The sequence below is a fragment of the Paenibacillus mesophilus genome, from assembly GCF_005938385.1.
GTDB classification, from domain to species: Bacteria; Bacillota; Bacilli; order Paenibacillales; family NBRC-103111; genus Paenibacillus_AB; species Paenibacillus_AB mesophilus.
In genome coordinates, this window is sequence record NZ_VCRA01000006.1 from 218,721 (window position 1) to 232,969 (window position 14,249).

The 14,249-nt window shown below is 53.3% G+C and carries 9 protein-coding genes; 4 read left to right on the forward strand and 5 right to left on the reverse strand.

Translation table 11 applies throughout. The features are described from left to right. The first annotated feature begins 138 nt into the window (after positions 1–138). Positions 139–5,028 (forward strand): S-layer homology domain-containing protein, encoded by a 4,890-nt coding sequence (locus FE783_RS13515; RefSeq protein WP_138879892.1) that lies wholly within the window; start codon positions 139–141, stop codon positions 5,026–5,028. A gap of 143 nt (positions 5,029–5,171) precedes the next feature. On the opposite strand, the gene FE783_RS13520 is transcribed toward FE783_RS13515, so the two are convergent. Next, complete coding sequence (locus FE783_RS13520; RefSeq protein ID WP_138879893.1) at positions 5,172–6,656, reverse strand: RCC1 domain-containing protein; 1,485 nt, start codon at positions 6,654–6,656, stop codon at positions 5,172–5,174. A 309-nt stretch (positions 6,657–6,965) separates the two neighbouring features. Here FE783_RS13520 and FE783_RS13525 point away from each other — a divergent pair, with 309 nt between their 5' ends. Next, positions 6,966–7,268 carry a putative quinol monooxygenase gene (locus FE783_RS13525; protein ID WP_138879894.1) on the forward strand — a complete coding sequence of 101 codons (303 nt, stop codon included), beginning with the start codon at positions 6,966–6,968 and terminating at the stop codon, positions 7,266–7,268. Positions 7,269–7,292: 24 nt separating this feature from the next. Here FE783_RS13525 and FE783_RS13530 read toward each other — a convergent pair whose 3' ends face one another. Together FE783_RS13530 and FE783_RS13535 are read right to left on the reverse strand one after the other, a co-directional pair. Continuing rightward, positions 7,293–8,000 carry a zf-HC2 domain-containing protein gene (locus tag FE783_RS13530; RefSeq protein WP_138879895.1) on the reverse strand — a complete coding sequence of 236 codons (708 nt, stop codon included), beginning with the start codon at positions 7,998–8,000 and terminating at the stop codon, positions 7,293–7,295. Next, entirely contained in the window at positions 7,997–8,485 is a 489-nt protein-coding gene (locus FE783_RS13535; RefSeq protein ID WP_138879896.1) for an RNA polymerase sigma factor, read from the reverse strand. The genes FE783_RS13530 and FE783_RS13535 overlap by 4 nt, the downstream gene beginning before the upstream one ends. 209 nt (positions 8,486–8,694) lie before the next feature. Between FE783_RS13535 and FE783_RS13540 the strand changes: the two genes are divergently transcribed. Further along, entirely contained in the window at positions 8,695–10,731 is a 2,037-nt protein-coding gene (locus FE783_RS13540; protein ID WP_138879897.1) for a penicillin-binding transpeptidase domain-containing protein, read from the forward strand. Positions 10,732–10,791: 60 nt separating this feature from the next. Continuing rightward, complete coding sequence (locus FE783_RS13545) at positions 10,792–11,556, forward strand: SDR family oxidoreductase (RefSeq protein WP_138879898.1); 765 nt, start codon at positions 10,792–10,794, stop codon at positions 11,554–11,556. A 79-nt stretch (positions 11,557–11,635) separates the two neighbouring features. Here the strand turns inward: FE783_RS13545 and FE783_RS13550 are convergent, their stop codons facing one another. Together FE783_RS13550 and FE783_RS13555 are read right to left on the reverse strand one after the other, a co-directional pair. Continuing rightward, positions 11,636–12,832 carry a DUF5780 domain-containing protein gene (locus tag FE783_RS13550; RefSeq protein ID WP_158301785.1) on the reverse strand — a complete coding sequence of 399 codons (1,197 nt, stop codon included), beginning with the start codon at positions 12,830–12,832 and terminating at the stop codon, positions 11,636–11,638. 142 nt (positions 12,833–12,974) lie between these two features. Then, the gene (locus FE783_RS13555) at positions 12,975–14,240 is read right to left on the reverse strand and encodes a copper amine oxidase N-terminal domain-containing protein (RefSeq protein ID WP_158301786.1); all 1,266 of its coding nucleotides are present in this window, start codon (positions 14,238–14,240) and stop codon (positions 12,975–12,977) included. Positions 14,241–14,249 lie beyond the last annotated feature (9 nt).

Consider the following 14,249-nt stretch of genomic DNA (forward strand, 5'->3'; position numbering starts at 1 on the left):
GGGGCATTCCCATTTTTATGTAACCCCCCGATATGTCATCATAGTGCCAAAAACAGTCATCATCTCACCTATAAGATGCAACCGCTCCCACCTATAATGTAAACGTATTCGAACTAACTACATATGGGAAGGTGAATTATGAGATCGAACGGGTACAAATGGAATGTGCTCCTCATCGTATGCCTGCTTGTTTCGCTGCTTCCGTCTTTCGGAACGGCGGCGCAGGCGGCCGATGCGGTAAGCGCCTCCGTAACCGACGAGGTTTACGCGGTGTCGCTGGACGGGAGCATGAAGCTGAAGGTCGATTATGTCAATTTCAACGTAAACCGGCCTACGCAGAAAACGAATTATGTGGCTCTCTATACTAGTGGGGCCGCGGTTAACTACGGGTACACAAACCATGATGTAGCCGCCCAAGCGGGCAAAGTATTCGTGAAATACGGCAATACGGCTATCATCGTAAATGCGCAAGGAGATATCGTACGCTCGGTTGGAGGTCCTTCTTGGGAGGCCGACCAATATATCGCAATCCCGGATGGCGGTTACATCCTGGTATCCAACGGCACCACACACCGCGCGCTGCTGTACGCGTTTAAAGATGGCACGATCGCCCTCGAACGCGGCGGCGCGAGAGTGACCGCAGCCGATTTCTTGAACGCTCCGTTGCTGCCAAGCCTTCAAGTGACGGCCGCTGCCGTAACGACGGTAACAACGGCTACATACAACGTGCAGGGTAAGGTGCTGAACTATACTTCCGGAACCGGGCTCGCGGTTAAAGTAGGCGACGTCGTCGCGACGATCCAAGCCGACGGAACGTTCAGCCAGACGGTTGCGCTCACCGAAGGGGCGAACAACATTGCCGTCAAGCTGCTGAAAAATGTCGATACCATTCAGGAAACCGCGCTAACGATCGTCTATCAGAAGGCGAGCGGCGATCTGATCGAGATCGAAGCGCCTCCGGCGGACATCACGATTATCGTCGAAGGTCCGAAGAAGACGATCAACTACATCGATAAAGATGTAACCGGCATTCCGAATATTATCGCTTTGTTTACAACCGAATACGGTTCGAAAATTCAAATTGCGGCCACCAACGTCGCCCTTCAAGTCGATGCGAACGGCAAAGTGACCAAGATGATCAATGCCGCGAACGGCAACAGCACGCCGTCGTGGGTTGGCGGAGAGCTGGACATTCCGCAGGGCGGATACGTCGTCATGGCTCAGGACAACAGCTACAACACGTACGACATCAAGAAGTATTTGGCGACGAAATTCAAAGTAGGCGACACGGTCAAGCTGCGCAAAAACGGCAACGTCGTCCCTGTAACCGATCTCATGAGCGGCTCGGGCGCCATTCCTCGCCTGCAGCTCGACGGCATGACGATGTATACGACCGCAGCGGCGAAAACGACGATCGCGGGTAAAATTACGAACCCGCAAGGCGCTTCCGTCAACATCGGCGGACAAACGGTCGTCCTGCAAGCGGACGGCACATTCAGCCACGAGACCGCTCTTGCAGCCGGACCGAACTACATCGACGTCGTGCTATCGAAGAACGGTACGCAGGTCGACAAAAAATCGGTGGTCGTCTACAGCAGACCTTCGCTGACGAACGAGAAGCAAATGATTTTGTGGGTAGACCAAGCTTCGAACGCGAAGAAATTCCAGTCGAGCGACAGCGTCCTGAACTTCCTGAAGCATGCGAAGGATGCGGGCATTACCGACATCGCGTTTGACGTCAAAGGCGTCGAAGGGTTCGTCTCTTACAAGAAGAACGATTTGACCAACCGCCCCTACGTGAGCGAGATGACCGCGGGCGACCGGAAAGGCTCCAACCCCGACCTGGATTTGCTGGAGCTGTTCCTGACACACGGCCATGCGCTCGGTTTGAAAATTCACGCGGCGTTTAACGTATTCGCCGAAGGGTCCATCGCGCTGAAAGACTTCGCGATTATCGACCAGCATCTCGACTGGGAAGAGCGGGTGTACCGCGCGGACGACAACGGAGAGATCAAGCGTCTGAGAGAGAGCGCATACGGCCAGCGCGGGCTGTCCGGCGCTTCGAACGGCGCGGTTGTGCTGTTCGTGAACCCTTCGAACGACGATGTGCGCAGCTTCCAGTTGAAAACGTTCGAAGAAGTTATGAAAAACTATGACGTGGACGGCATCATTCTCGACCGCGGCCGCTACGACAACGAAACCGCGGATTTCAGCGACGTCACGAAGGCAAAATTCGCCTCGTTCCTGCAGCAGCGCGGCAAGACATTAACGAATTGGCCAGCCGATATTTTCAAATACGTGGACGGCAAGCGTGTCGACGGTCCGCTGATCCAGGATTGGTGGGAATTCCGTTCCGGCACGATCGAGAGCTTCGTGAAAGAAACGCGCGATCTCGTCGACCGCTACACCGCTTCGAAAGGGAAAAAGATTCAAACGTCCGCCTATGTCGGAGCTTGGTACGAGTCGTATTATTTGAACGGCGTCCATTGGGGCAGCAAAAATTTCCGTTATGACAGCCGTCTGAAATTCCCTACCGATTCGATTTATACGGACGGATATTACCAAACCGGCTACATTAACCATATGGACTTCCTGATGGTCGGCACTTACTACAGCACGACGCCGGAAATTCAACGTTATATTACGATCGACTCGATCGTCACAAACGGCGAAGTGCCGCTTTATGCGGGCATGGCGCTTGCGGACTTGCAATCTCCCGAGCTGCAGCGGGAAATTTTCCAGACGGCGATGGGCAGCTCGAACGGACTGATGCTGTTCGACGCCTCGCTCGCGAACTGGCCGGTGGTGAAAGCTTCCATCCGCAACGAGCCGTACGTGAAAGATTACCAGATCGGCATGAGCAAGCCCGGCAATCCTTCTTCTTTTATCGAAGGCAGCTTCTATAACGTAAGCCGGAACCTCGGCGATTTGAACGTATATAACGAGGAATTCGGCACATCCACCGGCACGAACCGCTTTGGTGTCGAAGTTGTGGCGGATGCGTCGGGCAAAGTCATTAAGATGGTTAACAAATCGCAGGCGATCAACTGGAGCTGGGGCTCCCCGCAAGACAACAATAGTGCCATCCCGCAAGGCGGCATGGTCATCTCGGCTCTCGACGAGAACGGCGTGCGCACGAAACGGCAGCTGATCGCGAATACGTACAATATCGGCGACGACGTAAGAGCGGCGGCCCTCTCCGGCTTTATGAGCTATGACGGCGCAACGGTATCGACGGCAACCTCTGAACTTCGGGGTAACGTCAAAGTGTTCGGAGCCGGCACGTCCGTGAACGTACTCTTGAACGAGACGGCCGCTGCGATCGACGCAAACGGCGACTTCACCGGCCGCGTCAACCTTACGGAAGGCAGCAACACCGTCACATTCGCCGTATACGTAGACGGCATGAAGACGAATGAGAAGTCGATTCAGATGACGTATGTCGCGGACACGGAAGCACCAGCTTGGGCAGCCGATGCCGGTTTGACCGCTTCGGACGTGGCTCAAACCCAACTCCGCCTGACTTGGTCCGTAGCATCCGACAACAACGCGGTAACCGGATATAAGCTCTATAAAGACGGTCAGTACTTCGCTACCGTAACCGGCAACGTATATGACGTGACCGGCCTGATTTCGAACACCAGCTATACCTTCAAAGTGGAAGCCGGCGATGCTTCAGGCAACTGGAGCGCTAACGGTCCTTCCTATACCGTAAAGACAAGAAGCTATTCGAATGGAGGCTCCGGCACGTCGACCGCTCCGCAGCCGCCTGTGACGAACCCGACCGATACCGGCGTAAAGATCTCGGCGACGGCAGTTCAAACGACGGATGAAAACGGCAAGCCTGCGATGAAAGTGACGCTCGATGCGGATACGATCGCTAAAGCGTTGGCTGCTCTGAAGCAGCAAGGAAATGAAGCGAAGGAAATTGTCGTAGAAGTATCGTCCGAGCAGCCTGTCGCGATCTTATCGCTTCCTGTATCGGCTCTTGCCGGCGCAGCAGTAGACGGCGCTGTATTGGTCATTAAATCCGGCGGAGTCAGCTATTACTTGCCGGCCGATCTGATCGACATCGATGCGCTCGCAAGCGAGATGAGCGTTCCGGCAGGCGATCTTGTACTGACATTCACACTTGAGAAGAAAACAGGGACGGAAGCCGAAGCGCTCTCCGGCGATGTAAAGAAACAAGGCGGCGACATGATCGGCGACGCTTATGATTTCCGCATCACCGTTCAAGCAGGAAGCAAGACGATGGTGATCGACGATTTCGGCAAGCGATATGTGGAACGCTCGATTTCCTTGACGGGCAATGTACCCGGACGCGCAACAGCGGTCGTCGTCGATCCGGCAACCGGCGAGATGACATTCGTTCCAGCCCGTTTCACGCAAGCAGACGGAGCAACGACCGTTGTCATCAAACGGACCGGCAACAGCACATATGCAGTCGTCTCTTTCAGTAAAACATTCAAAGATACGCAAGGACACTGGGCCAAAGACGATATCGAGCTGCTTGCATCGAAGCTGCTGGTGAAAGGCGTGTCGGATAGCGAGTTCGCTCCGAACAAGTCGATCACCCGCGCCGAATTTGCAGCGTTGCTCGTACGCGCCCTTGGTCTCACCGAGCAAAACGGCGGAGCATCGTTCAACGACGTCCGTTCAACCGACTGGTATGCGAGCGTCGCTGCAACGGCTGCCAAGGCCGGACTGATCGAAGGCTACGAGGACGGCACCTTCCGCCCGAATCAAGTGATCAGCCGCGAGGAACTGGCTGTTCTCGCCTCACGTGCGTTCGACTTCGCCTCCGCGAAGTCCGCCACAACCAGCACGACCGCGCTGCAGCCGTTCGCGGACGCCGGCACGATCAGCGATTGGGCGCGCGGCGCGACAGCCCGTGCCGTAAGCGAAGGCATCATGAACGGAATCGCCGATTCCGTGTTCGCGCCGAAAGAACAATCGAGCCGCGCGCAAGCGGTCGTCATGCTGAAACGTCTTGCGATCAAGCTCGGCTTGATGGACAATAACGGTTAACAAGAACAAAGCGGGGGTATGGCGCTGATGCCATACCCCCGTGTTTGTTGAGAAAATCCGTATTTCAATCCTCCCATTTGGACTTTCTCGACTACCTGGGGGCATGGCATAAGCACCATGCTTCCGTTTTAACTTTTGCCGGCTTACTTCAAGGATTCGCCGCTTCCGCCCGTAATCTCGGCAATCGTCTCGCCATCCACCCGAATCTGGATTTTCTGATCGATCAAATAATAAGGATACGGAATGCCGATTTCCGTCTTGTAGCTTGCATCTTCCGCCGGCTTGAAAGGCACGACGATCGGGTCGATCCAAGGTATCTTTAATTCCGCCGTGGGCCATTTGCCCAGCAGCGTCTTGCCATCGGCGTCCTTGAGCCGCAGGCTCAGCTTCAAAACGCGTTCTTTGCCGACGACGGCCGCTTCCTCCACCTTGACGGCAGACCGATAAGCGGATGCACGGGTACGCTCAATCGTTTTCTGGACAACCGGCTTGCCGGTCGAGAAGCTGTTGTACGCGTGACCGAGCTGGTAATAATCGTTTTCTCCCCATACCCACACTTGCTCCTTATCGTCTATCGCCATCCCGTGATCGCGTCCGACCGACACTGTGGAGAAATCCCCGTCATCGGTTAACCGTATCGGCGCGAAACGATCGGGCTCGGTTGGTTTGCCGCCGGCATCGTATGGATAGCTGGCACCCCATACCCAGATGTCGCCCTCCTTGTCCAAGGCTACGCTCGTTCGGTCCCCGGCCGCTGCAGCCGTTAATGTCGGGAGCCCGGTCAACTCGACCGCGTGCAGACTATAGGTCGAGTCGCCGCCGGCGCCAATGCCTAGCTGACCGCTCCTATTCGATCCCCAGGCATACAGCTTGCCGTACCGGTCCAAGGCAAGTGCATGATCGTATCCGGCCGCTATGGAGACGATTTCGCCAAGCGGAACAAGCTTGCCTCCTTGATCCAGCATGACCTGCTGCATGTCGCCTTCCCGTTTCCCCTGGCTGCCCCATGTCCATACTTCCCCGTCCTCATTCAAGGCGTACGAAAGGCCGAAGCCCGCCGCTATCGCCACCACATCGTCCAAAGGCTTGAGCCCCGCCATTACCCGTATCGGCTTGCTGCGGTCGGTCTCGGTCCCGTCGCCCAATTGGCTGTACCGGTTGCTTCCCCAGGCCCAAACCTTCCCATTCTCGGACAAAGCAAGCGTATGATCGTACCCGGCCGCGACGGCCTTGATCCGGTCACCGGCTTCGAAATCGACCTGAACCGCAGCGCCGTACTTTTCGTTATCCCTTTGTCCCAGTTGCCCCGTTTCATTGTCACCCCACGCCCACACGCGTCCATCGGCGTCAACCGCGGCCGCATGGGCGTAGCCTCCGCTTACCTGCGCGATCCGTTCCAGCGCTCCGCCCTTTACCCGTCCTACTTGTGAAGAAGACCCGCCCCCCGGCAATCTCCCGAACGACCAGACCGTACCGTCCGCCTCCACCTGTATGGAGTACTGGTATCCGGCCACCGCCTTCCGTTTGACCTCACCCTCCTTGCTCTCCTCACTCTCCGACGCATAAGCCGAATGCGAGAAAGCAATCAGCCCGGCGATCGCAACAAGACCAACTTTACGTTTCCACATCGGTTCCCTCTCACTCCCCAAAGTCTCTTTACACCTATAAGACGGTCCGGGGCAAGGAAAGGTTTCCTTAAGTTGGAAAAACTTCAAAATAAGTTAACACCGACTACGGGCCACTAAAAAAATAAACCGCTTGGAATGCCAAGCGGTTGCGCGGTTTGCCTATAGCTGAACCAAGAGATAAATGAAATCAACTTCCCCCTTCAACAAACAAACCTGTCGCGTTTCTACAATACGAAAGCCTACAAGCTTCCTATACTTGTAAACAGTTGCTAGATTTCAAAAACCAATATTCAAGTAGAGGTGACCACAATGAGCAGATTCGGCATGTATGTCAAATTTACGGCCAAGCCCGGCCAGCGGGACAACTTGGTAAACATCCTGATGGAAGGCGCAGCTTCCGAGCAATCGACCAAGGAATGCGAGCTGTATATCGTCAATGTCTCGGATACCGAACCCGAAACCATATGGGTAACGGAGGTGTGGAGCGATGAGGAGGCACATAAGGCTTCCCTTGCCAGAGAAGATACGAGAGAAGCCATTCAACGCGCCATGCCGCTTATTGAAGGAGTCGAAGCGACCAAGATCAGACCCGTGGGCGGCAAAGGATTATAATTTGCATGGACCGGCCCGCGGCGGCTATTCATTCCCGCGAAAATACGCTTCCACTTTATCGCTGGCCGCCGGCAGGTCCATTCCTTTTTTCCAGATCAGGATGTTGTCTTTCCGCGTTCCGAAATAGAGTGCGGTAATCTCCCGATCGTCGCCATGCTTCTCTTGATACACGTGCTTCTCGAAGTCTGCAAACGTGTAGTACATATTGAAAAGCCCAACGTTAGCAATCGGTTTTGCTTTAATAACGGGCCGGTATGGAGTCATATAAAAGTTTCCGTTCTCATCCGTTTCGAATCGGATTTCATTCAGATCATAGCCATCCGTCAATTTGACATGATACGCGACCCGGCCATCCACCAGTTTGCTTACGTCGGTAATCTGGATCACATCCGTAGAAACTGTAGTTACGTTCCAACGGAACAAACCGACATACCCTAGAGAAATAACCGTACACATCAAAGCCGTAATGACTGCCCCTTTTATAAAAGCTTTCGTCTTGGACCGGTTCCAGGCCGCGGATATCCCCTTAATGGCATTGCCATCGCTGCTGTCATTTCCAGCTTCTGCTTTGACGGGAATCCGAAGCTCTCCCCGGATGTTGTCCAATTCCTCTCTACACCCATCGCACCCCGCCAGATGAGCCTCGACCACTCTACTACTCGCCTCGCTGCACACTCGATCAGCATACAGCGGCAGCAAGTCCTTAATGACTTCGCACCGGATGTCGCTCATAACGAACTCTCCTCCTTCAACGCATCTTGAATTTTTTGCTTAGCCCGGTAAAACGTGACTCTCGCCCAGCTTTCGGTTTTCCCGAACAACTGACCGATCTGAGCGAAGGACAGCTCTCCGAACACTCTCAACGTAAACACTTCCTTGTACGGATCATTCAAGCGGTGTAAAGCTTTGTGAATCCGGAAAGCATCGTCCTTGTTCAGGACAGCTTTTTCGACATCGTCTCCGCTTGCGCGTTCGGGGGGCGGTTCCGGCTCGAACCGCTTCTGTTTCTCCACATGGGAAAAATACGTGTTTTTGGCGATTTGGCACAGCCAGACACTCATTTTGCAATGGCCTTTGAAAGAATCGATGCTTCGCAGAGCTTTGAAGAACGTTTCTTGCGTTATTTCCTCGGCAATCGTTTCATTGCGGCTCAGCGCATACACAAACAAGTAAACATCCCGGAAATACCGGTTGTATATATCCTCGAAATCCGTCACTCCCTCACTTCCTCACATCTATAAGACTGCCTGCATCCCGTTTCGTTACAACTTGGCCGCAAAAAAAATCGTCGCTTATCATTTCCTCGTCAGGCAAATATGATCGTTCGTTTATTGAACCGCGACCGTAGCTGCACTATGATAAGCGGGCAGAACCATAAATCGCGGCGCATCCAGTCTGCTCCGTGATCGTGACCGGAGGGATGCCTATGTTGAGAAAACGGCTGAGGCGCATGACCATCCTGCTGCTGCTCGCGGCACTGGCGGGGTGCGACAAACCGGAAGAACAGCCCCAGGACGCGTTCGAGGCGTATTTGTCCGATTGGCGGCAGCAAAACTTCGCGGCCATGTATGACCGGCTGACCCCGGAATCGCAAGCCAGGATCGCGAAGGAAAGCTTCGCCGAACGTTACCGGACCATTTATGACGGGATCGAGGCCAAGCAGCTTGCCGTCACGAATCCATCTCGGGAGCACACGAAACCCGGCAAAAACGAAACAGAAATCGCCTTCGACTACCATGTCGAAATGGATACCATAGCGGGGCCGATCCGATTCGACCATCGGATGAAGCTGCACAAGACGAAAGTGGATAAGCAAACCAAGTGGAAGGTCGAGTGGGATCCATCTCTCCTTTTCCCCCAGTTGGGTGAAGGCGATAAAGTCCGTGTACAAACGACCAAGGGAGAACGTGGCGAAATTGTGGACAGCAACGGCAGAGGATTGGCCGTGAACGGCGTGGGCACCCAGATCGGAGTCATTCCGGGCAAAATGGGCAGCTCAGCAGAACAGTCCAAAGTAAAGCTCGCCGACATGCTGAGAATGACGAAGAACGACATCGACAAGAAGCTGAACGCCTCCTGGGTCAAGCCGGATCTATTCGTTCCTCTTGCGTTCATCCCGGAAGAGGAAACGGGCCGGTATCTCGAAATTCCGGGTACCGACTACCAGAAGAAGAAAATCCGCGTATATCCGTATGCCGAAGCCGCCGCTCATTTGACCGGCTATATAGGGGAAATCAGCGCGGAGCAGTTGGCCAAACGAAAGGACGGGGGATATGCAGCGGGTGATTGGATCGGCCAAGCCGGCCTAGAGCAGCTGTTCGAGGATCAATTGAGAGGCAAGGACGGCGCGCGAATCGCGATTACCAGCGCCGACGGCAAAGAAAAAGCGGTTCTCGCCCAAACCGAAGCATTGCCCGGGGAAACGATCAAGCTGACGATCGACGCGGAACTGCAGCGGAGCATCTACGGCGAGTTCGGGAAAGACGCGGGGTCGGCAGCGGCCATCCGGCCCGTTTCCGGAGAAATTGTCGCTTTGGTCAGCAGCCCTTCTTACGATCCGAACGCATTCGTTCGTGGCATATCCCGCGGACAATACGATCAATGGAACAACGACCCGCAGACGCCTTTCCTGAACCGCTTCTCCAAAGGTTATGCGCCGGGGTCGTCCTTCAAAATCGTCACGGCCGCAATCGGTCTGGACACGAAAACGCTCGATCCCGCCGAACCGAAGACGATAACGGGGCTCTCCTGGACGCCGGATCGTTCTTGGGGCAGCTATTATGTCAAACGCGTACACGAAACAAGCCCGGTTCGTTTGATTGATGCGCTTGTCCATTCGGACAACATTTATTTCGCCCAAGCGGCGCTTAAGATCGGTACGAAAACTTTTACGGACGCAGCGGGAAAGTTCGGCATTGGCGAGGATCTGCCGCTCCCGTATCCTTTCAAGAAATCCCAGCTGTCGAACAAAGGCATCCGGAACGATATTCAACTTGCCGATACCGGATACGGACAAGGCGAAGTGATCATGACGTCGCTGCATGCGGCGCTCATCTTCTCGGCACTCGTCAACGACGGCAATATCGTATACCCCGTATTGACGGAAGCGGATCGCTCCAACCATTCGGGCATATGGAAACAGCGAACGATGACGCCGGAAACGGCCACCCTTCTGCGGAACGATCTGATCCAGGCGGTCAGCACCTCTGGCGGGGCCGGCCATGGCGCCTACATTCCGGGGGCATCCATCGCGGGCAAGACGGGAACGGCGGAGTTGAAACAAAGCAAAGAGGAGGACGGCAAAGAAAACGGCTGGTTCGTCGGCTTTGACGCGGCCGACCCCAAGCTGCTGCTCTCCATCATGGTCGAAGACGTGAAAGGCCGGGGAGGAAGCGGCTACGTCACGAAGAAAGTCAATCGCATCTTCCGGCAAGCGATGAACAAGCCGCTTTCCTCCGAATGAGAGAGCAACATTTCAAACATCCCCTTGTGATATAACTAATCATGAAAAGGAGATGAGCTTATGAATAAGTTGGCAGGTAAAATCGGTCTAGTAACCGGTGCAAGCCGGGGGATCGGCCGCGGCATAGCATTAAGCTTGGCCCGGAATGGAGCCTTAGTCGCCGTACACTACGGGAGGAGACGGCAGGAAGCGGAACAAGTGGTTCATACCATTGAACAAAGCGGCGGTTCCGCTTTTGCGATCGGTGCCGACTTGCAGACCGTAACCGGCATTCATGATTTATATGCGGCTTTGGATGAAGCCCTCCAGCAACGTACAGGCGATAACCGGTTCGATATTCTCGTCAATAACGCCGGAATCGGGCAAGCGGCAACGATCGAAGAGACGACGGAGCAATCTTTTGATGAAGTGATGAGCATTCATGTCAAAGCACCGCTTTTTATGATCCAGCAAGCTTTGCCGCGTCTGAACGATGATGGCCGCATCATCAACATATCGTCGGCGGCCACTCGGATAGCCCTCCCCAATATTCTCGGCTACAGCATATCGAAAGGCGCGCTCAACACACTCACTTACGTCCTGGCCCAGCATCTCGGGAGCCGCAATATTACGGTGAACGCCATATTGCCGGGCATCATCGATACCGAGATGAATGCCGGAACGCTGCAAGACCCGAATGGGCGGAAATTCGCCGCCGGCCTTTCCGCCTTCAACCGGTGGGGGCAACCTGAAGAAGTGGCGGATATCGCCGCCTTCCTCGCCTCGTCGGACAGCCGTTGGATCACCGGTCAATTGATTGATGCGAGCGGGGGGTCTCATTTGTAAGTCAAAAGTTGCCGACTCGTGCTTATCGGCAGCTTCTATCCTTTCCCCTGCCAGCGCCCCAAAAAAGCGGGACTCTTCTCTAATGCAGGGGTTTTTCTTTGTATTCTTCCAACCAATATTCATAATATGGATTAGTCCACTTGGAGCCATCATAATATTCAATTTCCTTAACACAAGCTAAGACCGTTTTTAATCCGTGAGACTCGTCTATTTCCCAGCCACTATCGCGACCAAATGTTGCTTTCGCAACGATATTAACGTTCTCAGCACTTCCAATAAACTCAAACGATGAGCTGCCGAATCTTCTCTCTATTTTTTTCGGTAATCCATTTGAATCGAATCCTAGCATCGATACTTTCATATTTTTCACAGTCTTATCCGTATTATTTTTTACTACTACTTGAATCATATCCGGATAAATGACTTTATACTTATCGCTTTGGACAACGATCCCCGCACTTGCAACAGTTACTTCTTGACTTAACTTGGCTTCCTCCATTTTCTTTTTACGTTCCGCTGCAAGTTTTTCTTCATTCTGCTTTTCGTATACTGCTTTCTTGGCAGCCACATCCGGGTCGTTGGATAAGATCGAATTGGATTCTACAAGCAAAGTAATAGCCTTCGAAAATTCTTGATTAGCCGATAATTGTTCAGCTTCATTTAGAATCGCTGTTTTATATTTCTGAGAAGAGCTCTTAATCATTTCCTGTGCATTCGTGTAATTTTTGTCTGATTCTATTACTTTTTTAAGTTCAACCAGTCCCTCTTTCAATTTATCTTTGCTTACAAATTCTTTGCCGGTTTGAAAAGCTGTTCTAGAATCGTTTAATTTGCTTATTTCCGTTTTGGCAGTACTTACATCAGATTGAAGCAATTTGGCTTTATCCATGGTATCCAGCGCTGTATTAGCTAAACTAAATGTGAGTTTCTCATCCATATAGTCCGCTTTAATACTTTCGATCCTTTTCTTGAGCAACGTTTCTGCCTCTTTTTCCCTCTCCGTGTTGCCTTTAATGCTCTTATCGTAAATCTCGATAGCTTCGGTATATTCGTTACCGGCTAAAGCATTCAAAAGCTTGCTCGTTGGACTTTTGTTAATGAATAACACGGCTGATACACCTACTATTACTATTAGCAAGCCGATACCTAGAGGAATGGCAAATTTCTTTAAGGGACTTTTGTCACTACTCTTCTTTTCTTTTTGTTTAGTTCCGCACTTGCTGCAAAAAGAGCTCCCTTCAGTTAGTTCATGTCCACATTTGACGCAATTATTCATAGCTCCACCCACCGGCATTATAATTAGGCAACCGATCCGATTGTACCATTTATTATCATTTATGGGTATATAGAACTACAAAACTATTTGAGAGGTCAGTGAAATGTTACAGTTACAGCTGACCTCTTAAGCTTTACATGGCCTAGTGACGGACAGCCGAAGTTTTCGTCTCGTCAGCCTTTGCCGCCATGCCGGGATCGTGGCTCTCGAACCTCACGACTTCCCCTGCGTTCGTGACGACCTTGATCAAGTAGATCTCTCCGGATTTCGGCACGAACGGATTTCCTTGTGCGTCGGCGAATGCGGATAGCTCGATCGCGAGCCCTCCGTCGTATTTGTCCGGAATGCGGATCGGCTTCGCCAATTTGTAGGCGTAGTCCATGATTCGCAGCTCCCGGATTTCCAGATCGCCGTACATCTCATCGACAATCTTCAGCTTCCCGCCCTTCAGCTTGACGGACAGCTGCTTGAGCGCCTTCTGCGAATAGGTCGGCTGGCTGTCCAGCTCCGGGATGACGATCTTGCCGGGATTTTGCTTGGAACGCTCCATACGGAAATCATATTCCGCCGAACCTTTCAGGAAATTGCCCGCCACAATCACATACATCGGTTGAGAAAAAGGAACGCCCCGCGCGTTCGTCAGCTCTACGATCGTCTCGCCGACCACGACGCCCTTTACGGTAGTCTTATCCCCCTTTGCGACATCGGCCCTTCCGGCGTAAAAAATTTGAAAGTACGTGCTATCCTGCCACGATTCGAAGAGCCGGTTGTGTGTTCCGCCCGTGTGACCGACGGCTCCGGTCACAATCTGCCCGCCATCCAATTCCATCTCGCGGACCGTATCGAGCGTTAAGGACGAATAGGTGACGATGTCTCCCGCATAATTCGACGGATTTTTCGCCAGATCGCCTTCGGACACGTACTTGTCGAGCTCGTCAAGCGACAGCAGAGAGCGGTCCGGGGCAAAGAACGCCGCGGCGTTTTGCTCCAGCACGTCCCTGCTCTTGGCGGGAAGGGGAAGTCCCGCTAATCCGTTCAAGGCTTTTTCGATGGTTGCCAATGTGGTTGTCGCGACCGCCGGATCTACGAAATCGTCCGCCTTAATGCCGCCCCCGATTGGAACGTTCTGCACTAGAATCGTTTGCGTGCCACTATCGAAATCGGCGAAATACCCGAACGCTTCGGCCACGGCACGGGCCGGCAAGTAGATGTGTCCGTCCACATTTTGCGCCGGGACATCCAATTCCTTGTACAGCTCTCCGTTCAGGTAGATCGCCTTGGCCCCGACGCCGAGCTTGACCGTCTTGCCACCCTTTATGGCCGTAACGCTTTGTTCGTGGCCATTCCATATAATGCTGTTGTCATTGTTCTGCACACCCAAGGAGATAAGCAGGTCGCGAAGAGGCACAAGGCTGCT

Coding starts and splice junctions, on each gene's coding strand:
- FE783_RS13515 (WP_138879892.1), top strand. CDS start 139: ATGAGATCGAACGGGTACAAATGGAATGTGCTCCTCATCGTATGCCTG.
- FE783_RS13520 (WP_138879893.1), bottom strand. CDS start 6,656: ATGTGGAAACGTAAAGTTGGTCTTGTTGCGATCGCCGGGCTGATTGCT.
- FE783_RS13525 (WP_138879894.1), top strand. CDS start 6,966: ATGAGCAGATTCGGCATGTATGTCAAATTTACGGCCAAGCCCGGCCAG.
- FE783_RS13530 (WP_138879895.1), bottom strand. CDS start 8,000: ATGAGCGACATCCGGTGCGAAGTCATTAAGGACTTGCTGCCGCTGTAT.
- FE783_RS13540 (WP_138879897.1), top strand. CDS start 8,695: ATGTTGAGAAAACGGCTGAGGCGCATGACCATCCTGCTGCTGCTCGCG.
- FE783_RS13545 (WP_138879898.1), top strand. CDS start 10,792: ATGAATAAGTTGGCAGGTAAAATCGGTCTAGTAACCGGTGCAAGCCGG.
- FE783_RS13550 (WP_158301785.1), bottom strand. CDS start 12,832: ATGAATAATTGCGTCAAATGTGGACATGAACTAACTGAAGGGAGCTCT.